Source organism: Chroococcidiopsis sp. CCALA 051 (genome assembly GCF_003015105.1).
GTDB lineage: Bacteria > Cyanobacteriota > Cyanobacteriia > Cyanobacteriales > Chroococcidiopsidaceae > Chroococcidiopsis > Chroococcidiopsis thermalis.
The window spans coordinates 14,873-32,546 of the sequence record NZ_PYCI01000070.1 but is presented as its reverse complement, the minus strand read 5'-3'; the positions used below and the strand labels follow the sequence as shown (position 1 = coordinate 32,546).

At 44.3% G+C, this 17,674-nt stretch carries 14 protein-coding genes; 6 read left to right on the top strand and 8 right to left on the bottom strand.

Going from position 1 to position 17,674, the window contains the following annotated elements; translation table 11 throughout:
- The first annotated feature begins 165 nt into the window (after positions 1 to 165).
- Both psaC and glmS read left to right on the top strand, forming a co-directional pair.
- Complete coding sequence (gene psaC, locus C7Y66_RS17585; RefSeq protein WP_012411495.1) at positions 166 to 411, top strand: photosystem I iron-sulfur center protein PsaC; 246 nt, start codon at positions 166 to 168, stop codon at positions 409 to 411.
- Between the two features lie 440 nt (positions 412 to 851).
- The gene (glmS, locus tag C7Y66_RS17580) at positions 852 to 2,753 is read left to right on the top strand and encodes a glutamine--fructose-6-phosphate transaminase (isomerizing) (RefSeq protein ID WP_106546586.1); all 1,902 of its coding nucleotides are present in this window, start codon (positions 852 to 854) and stop codon (positions 2,751 to 2,753) included.
- A gap of 54 nt (positions 2,754 to 2,807) precedes the next feature.
- Here the strand turns inward: glmS and C7Y66_RS17575 are convergent, their stop codons facing one another.
- On the bottom strand, positions 2,808 to 3,158 hold the full coding sequence (locus C7Y66_RS17575; protein ID WP_015152872.1) for a helix-turn-helix domain-containing protein: 351 nt from the start codon (positions 3,156 to 3,158) through the stop codon (positions 2,808 to 2,810).
- Positions 3,159 to 3,514: 356 nt separating this feature from the next.
- Here C7Y66_RS17575 and C7Y66_RS17570 point away from each other — a divergent pair, with 356 nt between their 5' ends.
- Positions 3,515 to 4,213, top strand: a complete 699-nt coding sequence (locus tag C7Y66_RS17570; RefSeq protein WP_015152871.1) for a response regulator transcription factor — start codon at positions 3,515 to 3,517, stop codon at positions 4,211 to 4,213.
- A gap of 64 nt (positions 4,214 to 4,277) precedes the next feature.
- Here the strand turns inward: C7Y66_RS17570 and C7Y66_RS17565 are convergent, their stop codons facing one another.
- Complete coding sequence (locus tag C7Y66_RS17565) at positions 4,278 to 4,784, bottom strand: GNAT family N-acetyltransferase (protein ID WP_158265948.1); 507 nt, start codon at positions 4,782 to 4,784, stop codon at positions 4,278 to 4,280.
- A gap of 379 nt (positions 4,785 to 5,163) precedes the next feature.
- Between C7Y66_RS17565 and C7Y66_RS30580 the strand changes: the two genes are divergently transcribed.
- Complete coding sequence (locus tag C7Y66_RS30580; protein WP_146149816.1) at positions 5,164 to 5,508, top strand: hypothetical protein; 345 nt, start codon at positions 5,164 to 5,166, stop codon at positions 5,506 to 5,508.
- Positions 5,509 to 5,655: 147 nt separating this feature from the next.
- On the opposite strand, the gene recN is transcribed toward C7Y66_RS30580, so the two are convergent.
- A complete protein-coding gene (gene recN / locus C7Y66_RS17555) occupies positions 5,656 to 7,464 on the bottom strand; it encodes a DNA repair protein RecN (protein ID WP_106546583.1) in 1,809 nt (602 codons plus the stop codon).
- A gap of 265 nt (positions 7,465 to 7,729) precedes the next feature.
- Here recN and C7Y66_RS17550 point away from each other — a divergent pair, with 265 nt between their 5' ends.
- On the top strand, positions 7,730 to 9,292 hold the full coding sequence (locus tag C7Y66_RS17550; protein WP_106546582.1) for a sodium:proton antiporter: 1,563 nt from the start codon (positions 7,730 to 7,732) through the stop codon (positions 9,290 to 9,292).
- 65 nt (positions 9,293 to 9,357) lie between these two features.
- On the opposite strand, the gene C7Y66_RS17545 is transcribed toward C7Y66_RS17550, so the two are convergent.
- Together C7Y66_RS17545 and C7Y66_RS17540 are read right to left on the bottom strand one after the other, a co-directional pair.
- The gene (locus C7Y66_RS17545) at positions 9,358 to 9,897 is read right to left on the bottom strand and encodes a DUF3124 domain-containing protein (RefSeq protein WP_106546581.1); all 540 of its coding nucleotides are present in this window, start codon (positions 9,895 to 9,897) and stop codon (positions 9,358 to 9,360) included.
- 9 nt (positions 9,898 to 9,906) lie between these two features.
- Positions 9,907 to 10,584: a TrkA family potassium uptake protein gene (locus C7Y66_RS17540; protein WP_106546580.1), complete on the bottom strand. Its 678-nt coding sequence runs from the start codon at positions 10,582 to 10,584 to the stop codon at positions 9,907 to 9,909.
- Between the two features lie 450 nt (positions 10,585 to 11,034).
- Between C7Y66_RS17540 and C7Y66_RS17535 the strand changes: the two genes are divergently transcribed.
- A complete protein-coding gene (locus tag C7Y66_RS17535; protein ID WP_106546579.1) occupies positions 11,035 to 13,095 on the top strand; it encodes an AarF/ABC1/UbiB kinase family protein in 2,061 nt (686 codons plus the stop codon).
- Between the two features lie 37 nt (positions 13,096 to 13,132).
- On the opposite strand, the gene C7Y66_RS17530 is transcribed toward C7Y66_RS17535, so the two are convergent.
- The 3 genes from C7Y66_RS17530 to C7Y66_RS17520 all read right to left on the bottom strand — a co-directional run bounded on the left by C7Y66_RS17530 (position 13,133) and on the right by C7Y66_RS17520 (position 17,532).
- On the bottom strand, positions 13,133 to 13,585 hold the full coding sequence (locus tag C7Y66_RS17530; protein ID WP_015152862.1) for a hypothetical protein: 453 nt from the start codon (positions 13,583 to 13,585) through the stop codon (positions 13,133 to 13,135).
- 128 nt (positions 13,586 to 13,713) lie between these two features.
- A complete protein-coding gene (locus C7Y66_RS17525) occupies positions 13,714 to 16,485 on the bottom strand; it encodes a valine--tRNA ligase (RefSeq protein WP_106546578.1) in 2,772 nt (923 codons plus the stop codon).
- Positions 16,486 to 16,668: 183 nt separating this feature from the next.
- A complete protein-coding gene (locus C7Y66_RS17520; protein ID WP_106546577.1) occupies positions 16,669 to 17,532 on the bottom strand; it encodes a hypothetical protein in 864 nt (287 codons plus the stop codon).
- Positions 17,533 to 17,674 lie beyond the last annotated feature (142 nt).

Below are 17,674 nucleotides of genomic sequence, written 5' to 3'. Positions count from 1 at the left end.
TCCCCCTTGTCCCCCTTGTCCCCTTGTCCCTACTCCCTGCTCCCTACTATTACAGAATTTAAAGTTATGTAGCCTTTTACTGAAGTGGATTCGGACTCTACGGTAAACTAAGCCTTGATTATGAGTCTATGCCAACATAAAACGCTCGTTGGAGTCTTAATTTCCATGTCTCATACCGTTAAAATCTACGATACCTGTATCGGCTGCACTCAGTGCGTGCGGGCTTGCCCGACAGACGTGCTAGAGATGGTTCCTTGGGATGGCTGCAAAGCCGCTCAAATCGCTTCCTCTCCCCGCACGGAAGACTGTGTAGGCTGCAAGCGCTGTGAAACAGCTTGTCCCACCGACTTTTTAAGCATTCGCGTATATCTCGGTGCGGAAACCACTCGCAGCATGGGTCTAGCTTACTAGAGTTTGATTTAAATTCTCTAGAAGCTAGAAATAAAAAAACAAGATTTTGATAGCTAGTACCATTAGACGATTGCCTTTTTTAGCTGCGTGTAACAATCCAGCTGCTTTCGGGAGGGGGGAGAACACAAGCCACCCTCTTTTTTTGATGAGGGAGCAGGGAGCGCACGAGCAGAGGGGAAAGACAAGGGAGAGGGGGGAGACAAGGAAGACAAGGGAGAAAAAACCACCAACTACCAATTACCAACTACCAATTACCCATTACCACTGATAACTGACAACAGATGACTGTCAACTGTCAACCAGTTGTTACTACTTAATTCGTGCAGAAGCGACATCCATATGGCATAAGTCATCAATTATAGAATAGAGAAATTATTTGTCGATTCAAACTAACCCCGATAGATTAACTTATAAAATCCAAAGAATAGAAGGAGTGAAACATGTGCGGAATTGTAGGCTACATCGGTACTCAAGCGGCAACCGGAATTTTGCTGGCGGGTTTAGAAAAGCTGGAGTATCGGGGCTACGATTCTGCCGGAATCGCTACGGTGTGGGAAGGCGAGATTCACCGCGTCCGTGCTAAGGGTAAGTTACGCAACCTCCAATCAAAACTTAACGGACAAGAAATTCCTGGTTTAGTCGGAATCGGACATACACGCTGGGCAACTCACGGAAAACCGGAGGAACACAACGCTCACCCACATTTAGATACTTCAAAACGGGTAGCTGTAGTGCAAAACGGTATTATCGAAAATTATCGAGAGCTACGAGAAGAATTAAAACAGCTGAACTATGAGTTTGTAACTGAGACTGATACTGAAGTTATTCCCAATTTGGTAGCGGAATGTCTGAACCAAATGCGGCAGAGTGGCGAAACTGAAAAATTCTACTCTCCTTTGACGGAAGCAGTGCGGCGAGTCGTGAATCGGTTGGAGGGAGCATTCGCGATCGTGCTTTTGTGTGCCGATTATCCCGATGAAATTGTAGTGGCGCGACAACAAGCTCCGTTGGTGCTTGGTTTCGGGCAAGGGGAGTTTTTCTGTGCTTCAGATATCCCGGCGATTTTACCCTATACTCACGCGATCGTCCCGTTGGAAAACGGAGAAATGGCGACTCTTACGCCTTTGGGAATTGAAATTTACAACTTTGCGGGCGATCGCCTTAAAAAACATCCCCATTTGCTCAGCGGTACTGCCGTGACGATGGAGAAACAAGGTTTCCGTCACTTCATGCTCAAAGAAATTTACGAGCAATCGAGTGTCGTGCGGATGGCTTTGGAAACTTACATTAGCAACGATTGGACTGCTGCATCTACCACTAGTCCGATTAATTTGAGCTTACCAGCAGAGTTCTACACCGACTTGGAACAAGTTCAGATTGTGGCGTGTGGTACGAGTTGGCACGCTAGCTTGGTGGGTAAGTATTTACTGGAGCAGCTGGCACAAATTCCCACACAGGTACACTATGCCTCAGAGTTTCGTTATGCGCCGCCGCCTCTGATGCCGAATACATTGATTGTGGGCGTGACGCAATCTGGTGAAACGGCTGATACGCTGTCGGCGATCGCTATGGATAAGCAACGCCGTGCCGAAAAAACGCCACAATTTCGTCCTCGTCTGTTGGGAATTACCAACCGAATGCAAAGTTCGCTAGCTCGACTAGTAGACTACACGATTGACATTCAGGCTGGAATTGAAATTGGCGTAGCCGCGACAAAAACTTTTATTGCCCAGTTGGTTGCTTTTTATTGCCTCGCCCTCGATCTGGCGTATCGCCGCCAAACTCTATCAGCGACTCAACTAGAGCAAATCATCGGGCAACTGTGGCAACTCCCAGCCCAGATCGAGTCAATTTTGGAACAGCAAGAGCGACAAATTGAAGAACTCGCCCATGAGTTTACCGAGACGCAGGATTTTATTTTCATCGGACGGGGAATTAATTATCCGATCGCGCTGGAAGGGGCGCTGAAATTGAAGGAAATTAGTTACATTCATGCAGAAGGCTATCCAGCGGGAGAGATGAAACACGGACCGATCGCTTTGTTGGATGCCAAAGTCCCTGTCGTGGCGATCGCTATGCCTGGTAGCGTTTATGAAAAAGTTCTTTCTAACGTACAGGAAGCTAAAGCCCGCGACTCGCGCTTAATTGGCGTTGCTCCCATGCACGACGAACACGCCAAGGAGATATTCGACGATACACTCCCCGTCCCAGTTGTGGATGAAATCCTTTCTCCCATTCTCTCTGTAATTCCGTTACAGCTACTTGCTTATCACATTGCTGCAAGGCGTGGCTTGGACGTGGATCAACCCCGTAATTTGGCTAAGTCCGTCACCGTAGAATAAAACTTTGAAAAAAGTCGATTTGTGCAAGATATAAATCGACTTCTGAATTTGTCACTATGAAATTAATTCTCGTTCCAAAGTTTGCTCGATCGCCTGTAAAGATTGCTGATTGACCTGCAAACACTTCCATCCTCTATTTGCAGTGATAGTAAAAATTAAACCTCCCTCTCTCAAAGCACTGAGTACTTGCCGCGCTGTATTTTTGTTAATAGCAACTTTTTGAGCGATAGTTTCTACCGTCATCGGTTCTTCACCGCTACAACAGTCAAGTATTTCTAAAGCTAATTGATAAGGTTGAGCTAAATATGGTCGCACAACCTGTTGAAATGGTTGCGGTAAACAGTGACGAAACCAAAGAATAAATTTTGTTGCTGTTTGAATTTTTTCTACACTTTTTTGATTCACTTGCTCTGGTTATCAGTTATCAGTTATTAGTTATCAGTGAGTATTTACAACTAGACCATCTACAAGCAGCAATGCTTTTGTTGCCCAGAAACCGTTTCAATAGCTAGCCACTGGTCACTGGTCACTGAATCGCTCCCTTTTAGGGACAACTTCATCCCTTAGAGGGATATAAGAATTCTATGACTGATGCGAATATCAGTGTATCTACCGAAGGACGGGTAATTGACTGATTATCTCTCACCCGATTTCAGTAAATGTTCGGTGGACTTTGTAATTTATATTGAATTGACTGCGACAAAAACTGTTTTTTCAGGTAATTTTCTAAACTGTTGAGATCGAACTGGTTGAGGTTAAATATGAGTCTAATTCAAGTCGCCTTGGTTGAAGACCACACTCTTACCCGCTTAGGAATGCGGACTGCTCTAGAACAGACTCAGAAAGTAAAAGTGGTTGGCGATGCTGCTAATGCCCATGATGGGTTGCAATTGCTGCAAACGACTAAGCCAGACGTGGCGATCGTTGATGTAGGCTTGCCAGATATGGATGGAATTGAATTAACTCGTAAATTCCGCGAGTTTCAAAGCCAAACGCCAGACTGCAAGACTAGAGTTTTGATCCTGACTTTAAACGATCGCGAAGATACTGTTTTAGCTGCTTTTACGGCTGGAGCAGACTCTTATTGCATGAAAGATACCAGTATAGATCAATTGGTCGAAGCGATAGAAGCGACCTACGGCGGTGAAAACTGGATTGATTCGTCAATTGCCCGGATCGTGTTGAAAGAAGTCCGTCCGGTTGGTGCTAAGCCAACGGTGGCGATCGATGCCATAGAGCCAGAATACACTCAAATGCTGGCAGCGACTCCCCTAACCGATCGCGAACTCGACGTGTTAGCGCTGATTGTGGCGGGGCATAGTAATTATGACATTGCCGATAAACTCTACATTACAGTTGGCACTGTCAAAACTCACGTCCGCAATATTCTCAATAAGTTATGCGTCAACGACCGGACGCAGGCGGCTGTACGCGCCCTCAGAGCTGGGTTGGTAGCATAATTTATCCTGAAATGTTATGACGTGTAGAGACGTTACATGTAACGTCTCTACACGTCATATGTCTCTATATGTAATAAGTTTCTTGTTTAAAAGGTCTGAAGCCGCGATTGAGGTAGTTAGGTATGGCGGCTGGGTGATCTAAAGTACAGGTATGCAGCCATATATAATTTTGGCTTAAATCCCAAGCTCGTTCGATCGCTACAGTAAGTAGGTGTTTGCCCAATCCCCGCCCTAAAAATTCGTCGAGAATACCAAAATAAGCAATTTCTACCGATTTATCTTCGTGTTGTTTTAATTCAAAAAATCCGGCTGGCGCACTCATAGAATACAGAACCCAAATAGAAATGTTGGGTTGTTTGAGATGATTTTTAATTTGAATATCCGTCCAGTTGAGGCGATCGCACCAATGGTATTTACGTCCAACTTCAGTGTAGAGATAGCGATAAAAAGAAGCCGGACATTCAATGACTCGATGAATTTGCAGGCGATCGCTTTCTATTTTGGCAGGTTTTAATTCGTCTGCCGCTGTCATTTTTAAATAGGTACGGGTGACTTCAATTTCTTTTATCATTGGTCGATGAACGGACTTAAATAATTGTAAACGAGAACCCAGCAAGATATTATAAAAGTTATAAACCATATTACATTTTTTAAATGAATTGTATGGGGCAAGTTATAAAATCCACCGACGTGATATTTTCAAATAGATTTATAGCAGTTTTCAGTCACATGAGGTACACAGATCTGTAGGGGGCGCTTTCTCTGTGCGCCCCTACAAATGTAATGCATTAGAATTGGAATTGCTATATACAGGTATTAAATACGAGTCTTTGACATCATTGACTAAAAATAGTAGTCATATCTTGAAAAGTTTTTTATTTGTCTGTGGCGTGCTACTAATTCTTTTTAGTTATTTTGGTTTGAACTATTCTGGCTTCTGTTTTGCAGAAATGCGTTACCTAAGTAAAGAAGAAAAAATTAGAGCAGTATTCGATTACCAGAATAGCCGAGATAGATTACCGATAAAAAACTTCCCAGGTATCAAGTATCCCAAGCACATCAAGTATAAAAGCTTCGATGAGCATATAGCATTGTATCCAGACTGCTGTTCTGTCAATCCTGGCGGCGGTTATGAAGTTCCTCCTGTAAATTTTCTCGATCGCATTTTTGGATATGATTCGGGCGATGTTGTAGTGATTAATTTTCAAGTACGTTATTTAGATGAAAATGGGTCGCTCAAAACAGTAAAAAAACGCTTTGATAACTACTTGCAAAACTGTGGTAAACCTCAATGATAATTTCCTCTCTATTAGTCGATTAGTCACTGATAACTGTTAACGGATATAGCAATTCTCGATTGCGTGCGTGACATTTGTAGGGGCGCACAGCTGTGCGCCCCTACAGATCGTCTGTTTTACCCAATCGAAAACAGCCATAACCGATTATCGTTTCTTGGTCGATTTAGCCGATCGCGATTTTGTTGCCGCACCATTTTGTGGTGTTTGGCGCTGATTTGCGGCTTGAGTCAGCAGAGATTCAGCAAAGGCGATCGCATCTTGGGCAGATTTACCACCAGCGAGATTTGCTAATTCCTCCCGCCGCGTATCAAAATTATCCAGAGCTGCAACTCTCACAACCGTCCTAATTTCTCCCTCAGTTCCCTCAGCTTCCTCAGCTCCCTCAGCTCTCTTCCTCGACTCCCGCACCAAAACTTGCTTATCTACCCGAAAATGTCGATCTGCCATTGCTGCAACTAGGGGTTGGTGAGTGACGCACAACACTTGGTGACGTTGGCTGAGGTGGTGGAGTTTATCGGCGATCGCTTGAGCGACTCTTCCCGATACGCCAACATCAATTTCATCAAAGATGAGCGTTCCCGATGCTTCGGCTTGGGAAAAACAGGCTTTGAGGGCGAGTAAAAATCGACTCATTTCACCCCCAGAGGCGATCGCAATTAAGGGTTGTAATGGTTCGCCAGGATTGGGGCTAAACAGAAAAGAAATTTGGTTGTTTCCGGTGGCTGTAGGGACTGTAGAGGCTATTTCTACCTGAAATTGAACTTTTTCCATCGCCAAGGGTTTGAGTTCTGCAAGAATCTGTGCTTCGAGTTTGGCGGCGGCTTGCTGGCGCAGTTGGGTGAGTCGATCGCATTCCTGCAACAGTCGATCCAGATATTTTCGTTCCTGTTGTTCCAAGGCTTCAATCGATTGTTCGCTATCGTTGAGTTCGGCGAGTTCTGTTTGAATTTTTTGGTAGTAGGCGATCGCTTCTGGGAGAGTACCGTATTTGCGGCACACCAGTTTCAGTTCGCGAATGCGGGATTCAACGATTTCTAGCCGCTGCGGATCGGATTCTAAACTTTCTCCATAAGCGCCGATCTGCCGTCCTGCTTCCGTGACTGCTGCTAGTGCTTCGCCCACTAAATCGAGGATTGGTTGTAGCTGGATGTCATATTGCACCATATCTGTCAGCGTAGCTTCCGCGTCTGCTAGCAAGTCGGCGCTGGCTTGTCCGTCATTCTCATTTTGATAGAGGACTTGATAGACTTTGTAACTCGACTGTTGTAGTTCTACAACATGGCTGAGGCGTTGGCGTTCCTGTTCCAGTTGTTCTAGTTCGTCTGGTTCGCCCAAACTAGCTGTTTCTAATTCTTTGACTTGATAAGTTAGTAAGTCAATTTGTTGCAACCGCTGGCGATCGGACTGTCGCCGTTTTTCTAAATTAGTTTTAACTTCTTGGTATGCGGTATAGGCAGTTGCGACAACTTCCCGTTGTTGAAAGTGACTTGTACCACCATATAAATCTAGCCATTCTCGTACTTGGGCTGCTTGTCCTACTTGTACGGCTTGCCCTTGGGCAGTAATTTCTACCAGGCGATCGCGCAGTTGTGCCATTTGCTGGCGGTTGACGAGTACCCCATTAACTCGCGATCGACTGCGGAGGCTATTTTGAGCAATTGTCAATTCTCTACTGCATATTAGGGAGTTATCGTCAAGTAGTTCGATTTCTTCTGTAGCCAGCCAGTCAGCCAAATCTTTATCCAATCGAAATGTCGCTTCAATCAGGGCGCGACTTGTTCCCGTGCGGATAGCGCGACTATTAACTTTACCACCCAAAGCTGCATCGATCGCATCCAAAATAATCGATTTACCAGCACCAGTTTCGCCTGTGAGGACATTCAGACCAGTGCCGAATTCCAACTCCAGCTGGTCAATTAAAGCAAAGTTTTCAATCTGGAGGGAGATTAACATGAAGGGCTATATCGTGAGGGCGATCGCATACTTGCCACCTCATGAATTTTAGCCAAGATTGGCAGGGGATTAATAGATCGGGTGGTAATTGGTAGTTGGTAGTTGGTGGTTGAAGGTTGGCTGCTGACTTCTGTTACGATAAGTTGCAAATTGCAATACGAGTCGAGGAGTGTTGGATGTCCTTTGAGACATCTCATCTGGCACAAGTCAATATTGCACGCTTGCCCTTTTGACTTCTCACTTTTAACTTTTGACTTTAATTTAAATGGAAGTCGCTCAGTTAGTTACTGTCTTAATTATCCTGTTACTCGTAGCAACTAGCGTGGCTTTACTATCCCGTTGGTTGCGAATGCCTTATGTTGCAGGTTTAGTGTTAGCTGGTTTAGCAGTTACCGAACTTTTACCTCAACGTATTGGTTTGGACGACTCTCTGATTTTGAATTTGTTTTTGCCAATTCTCCTATTTGAAGCAGCTATCAATACTGATACTAGTCGCCTGCGTAGCACGATTAAACCAATTACTCTGCTAGCGGGACCAGGAGTTGTTATTGCCTCTGGGGTGATAACGGTAGTACTGAAATTCGGACTTGGTTTGAGTTGGATACCAGCGTTGCTAGTTGGGGTGATTTTGGCAAATACAGACACCGTTTCCGTGATTGCTGTCTTTAAAGAAGTGCTTGTGCCTTCGCGACTGTCTACGATTGTCGAGGGAGAAACGTTATTCAATGATATTTTCACGCTAGTTTTATTCAATCTGGTTTTGAATGTCAGCGTGACTGGTTCATTCTCAATTTTGGGTGGGTTACAACAACTTTTTGTAGCGATCGCAGGCAGTATTTTAGTAGGGTTAGCCTTAGGCTATTTGAGTACGGGTAGCACGGATTTATTAGCTCGAATGGACGATCCGCTCAGTAGTATCTTACTCACAATAGCAGTGGCACTAGGAACTTTTCAAATCGGACAGGCTTTGGGAGTTTCTGGTGGGGTAGCAGTGGTTGTTGCAGGGCTAATTTTTGGTACGATTGGGCTTGTTAGACAGATATCAGCTTCTAGTAAGTTGACTTTGTTGAGTTTTTGGGAATGTGCCAGTTTTGGTGTTAACAGTTTTATTTTTCTGCTTATCGGTATAGAAATTAACCTAATAACTCTCTGGCAAACTTTGCCTGCGGTACTACTAACATTTTTGGCTTGTCAGGTGGCACGACTTGTCTCTGTTTACGGGCTATTAGTTTTAGTACGTTGGTTCGACCGTCCGATTCCGTGGCGCTGGCAGCACGTTTTATTTATTGGTAACATCAAAGGCTCGTTATCGATGGCGCTGGCGCTAAGCATTCCCACCTCACTGGCAGGGCGAGAGCAGCTAATTGCAATAGTGTTTGGTACAGTGTTGCTATCCTTAGTTGGGCAAGGATTGAGCTTACCTTGGTTTATTAAACGTTTGCATCTATCTGAATTTTCCAAATTTCGCCAACAGATTGAAGAATTACAAGCACAGTTGATGACTGCCAAAGCAGCACAAGATGAATTAGATAGTCTTTTAAGATCGGGAGTATTATCAAAAGCCGTCTACGAAGAAATGAGATCTGCATATCAAGTAAGAGTAGCAGGGGCAGAAAAAGCACTGCGGGAAATCTACAATCGCCGTCCAAATGATTTAGATGCTAGTATAAGCGATCGCACTAAACTTGATGCTATCCGTCGTCGCTTATTATTAGCAGAAAAAGGAGCGCTGAATGAGGCAATTCGCAAGCAAATTCTTTCGGAAGAAATTGTGCGATCGCGCTTGCAAAAGCTTGACGAGCAGATATTAAAGTTAGAAGATGATTGACAGTTATCAGGGAGCAGAGAGCAGTTATACTCTAATTCTTATTTTGTTTAGCTTTTCGCATTTCGCTATTTATTAGTATCTGATTTTATAACTTTACCTGGACTAATAAAAGAAATGCCTTGATGGTAGCCGCTACCAATCATAACTGCTTCAATAATAGGCTCGGAAACTTCTGTTTGAGCTATCCATTCCACAAGAAATTTAGCTCCCGATCCTCCACTCGTATCGGTTGCATCAATGACAAAATCTGTAGAAGCTAGAGCATCAATTTGAATTGGTTGCTCTAAATATTGCCTGACTAACTTTCCATTTGTATCGTAGTAGCGAACAAAGGTAATGACAATAGGATTTGCCAAATCGGTGTTACGAATACTGAGGGTAGCTGCTAAATTAAAAGTTTTTTTCCCATCATCGTGATAGATATGAGAGTAGACAGGAACGTAGACAGTTTGACCTGCTACTCTTTTAAAGTTTTCATCTACATTTACTACTTGTTGAGATGGAGTTTCCTGTGGAGAATTAGCTTGTCGCGACGGACTTGGTGACGTACAGGAATACAGAAAAAAAACAGATACAAGTAAGCAAAATAATGGATATATTCTCATGAAAATTAGTTACCGACAACCTTCGATAAAATCAATGACTTGATGTAGCGAGCCTGGTTTCGTCACGATTAATACAGTTGAATCCGGTTCTAGTATTGTACTACCATTAGGTATGACTAAATCTTCATGAGGATGGGCTTGATAACCAATAATTAAAGAGCCTGTGGGAAATCTTCGATCTTGAGCAATTTCGGCAACGCTACGACCGACAACGTAGCAATTATTAGGAAGAGCGAGTTTCAATACTTCAATTTGTCCCTGCTCGAAATGCATCATCGATTCCACTTGGGGATACTCGATCGCATTCACCATTGTCGAGACTGCCAGCTCTACAGTACTAATAATATGATTAGCTCCAGCAAGACGTAGCGGTTCGGCAAAATCGCGGTGACGCATCCGCGCCAAAATATGAGAGACTCCGTAGTGCTTGGCAAGAGTAACCATTGCTAAATTTAAAGCATCCTGACGGAGGACAGCAGCCACAGAGTCAGCTTTGCGAATCCCTGCTTCTAACAACACCTCTGTATTGACTGCACTCCCTTCAAAAGCCATCACCCCCACTTGTTCGCGGGCATAACGACAGGCATTAGGATCGCAATCAATAATTGCAACCGTATGCCCTAACTCTACAAGCTTTTGTGCCAAATTTAGCCCAACTAAGCCCGCGCCGCCAATGAGTACATACATTGCTATACCAAGCTAGCTTCAATTTACAGGCTAGCAGAAATGTTGTATGTCATTAGTCATTCGTTATTTTTGACTGTCAGAGCAAATGTCACGCAAAGACGAGGACACTTGCGTGCGGGGATTCCCCCCGTTGAGCAAAGTGTCCGTAGCAAAGACGCAAAAGTACTCTTAGCGCCTTAGCGTCTTTGCGCGATCGAAAATAAAGATGGGTAAGAACGGATATCCTCGACAGCCAACCACCGATAGAATCTCCAAAACTTGCCCGTCATCAGTAGGATTACTTTACTGAACTAAAAAGCGATAATGATGACGTTGGTGCAGTGCGATCGCTATCGGACTGATAGCAAATTTCTATCTTAAGTCCGGTAGCCTTCGGGTATTGCGACAACTTTTGTAGGTAACAAATTGTTACAATAGTTAGCAAACTCACGCCCAAGCGTCACCAAATTCATGAATGTGAAGCAGGTTTCCCCAAATCCTCAGCAGTTGGACAGCCAAACAGGGAACAGTTACGTAGAAGTAACGACAGATAGCCCCGTGACTAGCACAGATGTTGTGCCAAGACACGCTACAGAAATTGGACACAGCTCGATCGAGCCGGAATTTGCATTAAGATACGAACCGGAAGCGATCGCTGCATATTACAGTCGTCGTCCTTTTCAGGTTATTGGGAGAATTTTTGCGGTTCTGCTGCCCTGTTTTTCCTTTGCTTTTGGTTTGTGGTGGGATAAGCAATGGGGACGCAGCTTAAAAATGCAGCAGCGTAGGGCAGTTCAGTTAAGAGAATTGTTGACGCAACTTGGTCCAGCTTATATCAAAATCGGTCAAGCTCTTTCTACTCGCCCCGATTTAGTTCCACCTGGATATTTAGAGGAACTAACACAACTGCAAGATCAGCTACCACCTTTTGATAATGCGATCGCCTACCGTTTCATTCAAGAGGAATTAGGGCAAACTCCAGAAGAAATTTATGCCGAACTGTCTCCCAATCCGATTGCTGCTGCTTCTTTAGGGCAAGTGTATAAGGGTAAGCTAAAGACTGGGGAAGAAGTGGCGGTGAAAGTGCAGCGCCCAGACTTGCGCGATCGCATTACTATTGACTTATATATCATTCGTCGTCTGGCAGCTTGGGCAAACAAAACTTTTAAGCGCATCCGCAGTAACTTAGTCGATATTCTCGACGAGTTTGGATATCGCATTTTTGAAGAAATGGACTACGTTCAGGAGGGCGAAAACGCCGAACGTTTTACCGAATACTACGGATATTTACCAGATATTTATATTCCTAAAATTTACTGGGAATACACTCAGCGCCGAGTCTTGACGATGGAGTGGATTACAGGAACGAAGCTGACGCAGGTAGAAGCGATTCGCGCCCAAGGAATAGATGCCCAACACATCATTGAAGTTGGGGTGCAGTGTTCGCTGCGTCAGCTATTGGAAAACGGATTTTTCCACGCCGATCCTCACCCAGGGAATTTACTTGCTACGCCCGATGGCAAGTTAGCATATTTAGACTTTGGCATGATGAGCGAGATCAAGCCAGCCCAAAGGTACGGATTGATTGAAGCGATCGTCCACTTGGTAAATCGTGATTTTGACTCTTTAGCACAGGACTATGTGAAACTGGAGTTTTTGACTCCAGATACAGATTTAACACCCATCGTCCCTGCTTTTGCTAAGGTATTTAACGCTGCCTTGGGTGCTAGCGTATCGGAATTAAATATTAAAAGTATTACTGACGAACTGTCGAATTTAATGTATGAATATCCTTTCCGCGTCCCAGCATATTACGCTTTGATCATTCGCTCTCTGGTGACGTTAGAAGGAATTGCGATTCGGATCGAACCTGATTTTAAAGTTCTTAGTGCCGCTTATCCTTATGTTGCAAAGCGTTTGTTGATCGATCCCGCGCCAGAGTTGCGCGCATCATTAAAAGATTTGCTGTTTAAAGAAGGGACGTTCCGCTGGAATCGCTTAGAAAACTTGTTACGCAATGCCCGTGGGAATCAGGACTATGACTTTAATATTGTCTTGAATCAAATGATTGATTTTCTCTCATCCGAACGGGGGGCTTTTATTCGCGATCGCCTGGTAGATGAGATCGTTAAGAGTGTAGATGCTGTGAGTCGAAATACCTTACACAATGTTACATCTAGACTGCGAGATGTATTCGATCGCGTCCCCTTGGGAAATCGTTTGGCGATGGCAATTCACGAAACTCCTGGTGCTTCTACCGAGCAACAGCAAACTTTGGAGCATATTAAGCGTATTTGGGGAATTTTACAAGAAACTCGCGGTTTCGACCCGGCACAATTAATTCCGCAATTAACACAGGTGTTGACAAAACCAGAGACTCAAAAGATTGGGCAGCAACTCGCCAGTCAGTTGACGCAAAAGGCGCTCGCCCGTCTGTTACGGGAATTATTAATTACACCAGAAGATAATTACAGCAACGGTTATAAACCAGATGCGCGCGATCGGCTAGTGTTACCACCTGCAAAGGTTTAAAAACAAGGTGGGCGTTGCCCACCTTATGACTTACGACTTACCCAGTTTCATCTTCCTCTTGTTCTCGCCTCACATTCGTTTCCAAAGCCTGAATTTGTTCTCGTCTAGCTTCTACTTCTAGCGCCCGTCGAGATAACTCTTGCGTCTGTAAAGTTAGGGTTTGTCGCCATTTTTCTGCCCGTTCCATTTCTTGTTGCAAAAATAATGGAGTAATGCCACTAGTGAGATAGGTTTGGACTAATTCCATCACCCAATCCGTAGCATTGTGAAGGCTGTAAACTTGGCAGCAATCAGGCGAGAGTTCTGCTAATACCAACAAACCCTCAGCCAGGGTAAAAGGACAGCGATCGCCAATCGTAGTTTCCACATCGAGAATAGCACTGCGATCGCTTACCAATATCCAAGTATGCTCTGCTTCCTGACTTGCCAGCAATTTTAAGCCTAACTTACCGGAGATACCGTACTTGATGATTTGAGCGAGGTAGAACATCGTAAGTGGTGAGTGGTGAGTGAAGAAAGGGTGTGGGGTGTGGGGTGTGGGGTGTGGGATGTCGGTGGTTGGTAGTTGGTAGTTTGTAGTTGCTCCTGAAGCCCCTTGTCCCCCTTGTCCCCTTGTCTCTATTTCAACAAACGCAATCGGGCTTGGAGAATTTCAATCTGTTTTTCTGCTTCGGCTAAAGCATCCTTAGCGCCTTGGACGACATCAGCAGGGGCTTTATCGACAAAGGTAGGGTTAGATAGTCGCGCCAAGAGAGATTTGGCTTCGGCTTGGGCTTTACTAAGGCTTTTTTCTAATTTGGCTTTGAGTACGGCAACATCAACAACTCCCGCCAAAGGAATTAGGACTTGTACCGTACCGACAACATCGGCGATCGCGGGTTCTAATGCTGTCTCTAAAGCTGAAGTTATCGTCAGTGACTCGACTTTGGCAAGGTCTTGAATATACAATTCACTACTTGTCAAAATTTGCCGTTCGCGATCGCTTTCACTTTGCATTACTGCTTTTACCTTGACTCCTGGCTTAATTCCTGCTTCCGCCCGCAGGTTACGCAGGGTACGAATTGCTTCAATTAACAATTCAAATTGCTGTTCCAAGTCTGAATCGATTGAAGCTGCATCTGATTCTGGATATGGTTGTACGGATATACTCTGCCCCTCTTCTGATTGCGTCAGCGTGTGCCAAATTTCCTCAGTAATATGAGGCATAAAGGGATGCAGGAGTTTGAGTATACCTTCTAAAACGTAGGCAAGAGTTTGTTGTGCTACCAGCCGCGACGCTGCGCCCTCGGCATCTTTCTGAAATAGCCGCGATTTGACTAATTCGATATACCAGTCGCAGAAATCGCCCCAGATGAATTCATATAAACCTTTTGCCGCTTCTCCCAATCCGTAATTATCAATGTAATCTGTAGATTGTTTGACCACCTGGTGGTAGCGAGAGAGAATCCAGCGATCGGACAATTGTAGGGAATTGGGAGTAGGGGCGCACAGCTGTGCGCCCCTACTAGATTCGGGCGATCCTAATTGTTGCGGGGTTTTGCCATCCAAATTCATCATCACGAAACGGGCGGCGTTCCACAATTTATTCGCAAAGTTGCGGGAAGCTTCCACAGAAGCAGATTCATCTTTTTGACGATTGTAATCCAACCGAATATCTTGTCCCGCACCCACAACTTCTTTCACCAAGGTGTAGCGCAGGGCATCTGTCCCATATTTATCCATGAGTAACAGCGGATCGATCCCATTTCCCGCTGACTTGGACATTTTCTTGCCGTTTTCATCCAACACCAACCCGTGAATGTAAACATCCTTGAACGGCATTTGTCCGGTAAAATGTCCCCCTAACATGGTCATTCTTGCCACCCAGAAGAAGATAATGTCAAATCCCGTGACTAGGGTAGCGGTAGGATAGTAAAATTCTAAATCCTCAGTGCGATCGGGCCAGCCTAAAGTGGAAAAGGGCCACAATCCTGAAGAAAACCATGTATCGAGTACGTCTGGGTCTTGCTCTAACTTGACATCTGCGCCAAATTGTGGAACTGCCTTTTCCCTTGCTTCTGCTTCACTCCGCGCCACAACAAACGGCGTGTTATCGCAGATTTCTCCGCCTGTCTCGCTGACAGCATACCAAGCCGGAATTTGATGCCCCCACCATAGTTGACGCGAAATACACCAATCTCTGAGTTTAACTAGCCAGTCGCGATAAACCTTCGTCCAACGTTGGGGGACGAACTGGGGCGAATTTTTTTCGTCTAGAAACGATAGAGTGCGATCGGCTAAAGGACGAATTTTGACAAACCACTGAGTTGAAAGTAGTGGCTCAATTGGAACCTTACCGCGATCGCTATACGGTACGGCATGTTTGTATTCTTCTACTTTGACGAGAAATCCATCGGTTTCTAACCGTTTGACGACATTTTTACGGGCAACAAATCGATCTTGTCCTTGAAAATCTCCCGCATTTTCATTCAGCGTGCCGTCTTTATTCATAATATTAATAAACGGCAGATCGTGACGCTGACCCATCTCAAAATCGTTCGGGTCGTGGGCAGGAGTCACTTTAACGCAACCCGTTCCGAATTCAGGATCGACAAATTCATCGCCAATTACGGGAATTTCTCGCTGCATAATTGGTAAAGTTAGGGTTTTACCAATTAAATGTTTGTAGCGATCGTCATTTGGATTGACTGCGACAGCCGTATCGCCCAACATTGTCTCCGGTCGCGTTGTTGCTACTTCTACAGATCCAGATCCATCATTTAATGGATAGCAGAAGTGCCATAAATGCCCGTTGACTTCTTTATTTTCTACTTCTAAATCGGATACTGCTGACTGAGTGGCGGGACACCAGTTTACTAAATATTTGCTGCGATAAATTAGTCCTTCTTCGTGAAATCGGACAAACTCTTCTATGACTGCTTTATTTAAGCCTTCATCCATCGTGAAGCGTTCCCGCGACCAATCTACGGAAACTCCCAAGCGGCGCAGTTGACCGACAATTGTACCCTTAGATGAGTCTTTCCACTGCCAAGCGCGTTCGAGAAATTTCTCCCGTCCGAGTTCGTAGCGGGTTTTGCCTTCTGCTTGCAGTTGCTTTTCTAATATTGTGTGAACTGCAATACTGGCGTGGTCGGTTCCAGGGAGATATAGGGCATTGTATCCCTTCATGCGATGGTAGCGGATCAGGGAATCTATCAGCGTGTTATCGAAGGCGTGACCCATGTGGAGGCTACCAGTCACATTTGGAGGAGGAATGACGATGCAGTAGGGTTCCCCGCCGCGCTGGGGGTCTGCTTTATACACTTGGTTGTCTTCCCAAAACTTTTGCCACTTGGCTTCAGTGGTGAAGGGGTCGTAGAGGCTAGGCAGGTTAGGAATGGTTGCTGTCATGTCGGGAAGACGGAATGCAGTGAATTATTTAATATTTTGCCATAGCGCAAGGTGGAGGTAGAACAAGTACTGTGATTCGTCATTCGTCATTCGTCTTTGGTGAATACAGCTGATTCTTAGCCTTTCTAAATTTTAATGTCTGCGAGGAGAACGATCGCTCTAATTATCTATTGCTATCGATCGCTAACATCCTTGAGTCACAAATTGAGCTACTGGTTCTAATAATTTATTCTCTTTTGCAGGTGAAGATAACAATAATGTGAGACTGGAGACATTAGCATGACTTGCCAACTCGATAAGTAAGTCGAGTTTTCCATCCCTATCTAAATCGCCTGCCCAAAAAACTGAGGGAGGTTTGCGATCGCTGGGTAGTTCGTTATTACTATAATGATGTTTAAATTCTTGTAAATTTTGACTAGTAGAAGAATTATCAGAAACCGAAATAATATATTTCCTAGTTTTAGTGTTACTCTGACGTTCAAATGAAAATTCTTTATTTTCGAGATTTTGTTTATCTTCAATTGCTATCTGATAGTCACCATCTATTGCGCTATTCAAACTCAGATTGAGAACTTTGTTAGGAGTCAAAGACTGCTGCTCTGAAAACACAGTTTTAACTATCCCTGGCTTGAGATAAGCTGCACCTTTAACTAAAAAAATAGGTTGACTTTTTTGGTTGGTGATAACTTTTTTTCCAGTTTTTTTCGTTTCATCTAAGTCGATAACGTAATCGCGAACGGTATTCACCATAATCTTTGTTGGTAATAACTCAAAACCTTTTGGTGTAGCAAACAGTCCCAGCCATTGTTCTCCCGATTTTGCTTGAACTTCATTTCCATGAAATTCACCTATTGTTTGTAGTTTCAGTGGATACGATTTAGGATAGGTAGTTTTTAGCAATGAAGTAGATGTCTGTTGCTGGGAAGACTGGCTAGAGATCGATACATCAGGTTTGCGATCGCTACACGATCCTAAAAACACTAGGCAAAATATTGCTATCGTTCTAACTGCCTTATAGCTCAATCGCTCTCTTTGTCTGTTTGGCATAATTTTTAACATAGTAATTCTTTACTAAAAATTTAGGAACAAGACTAAAGGCGGATACTTAGTAACTTAAAGCAAGAGCGATCGCCTACAAATACCATATATTACCTACCGCGATCGCACTGACTCAAAATCACAATTATTT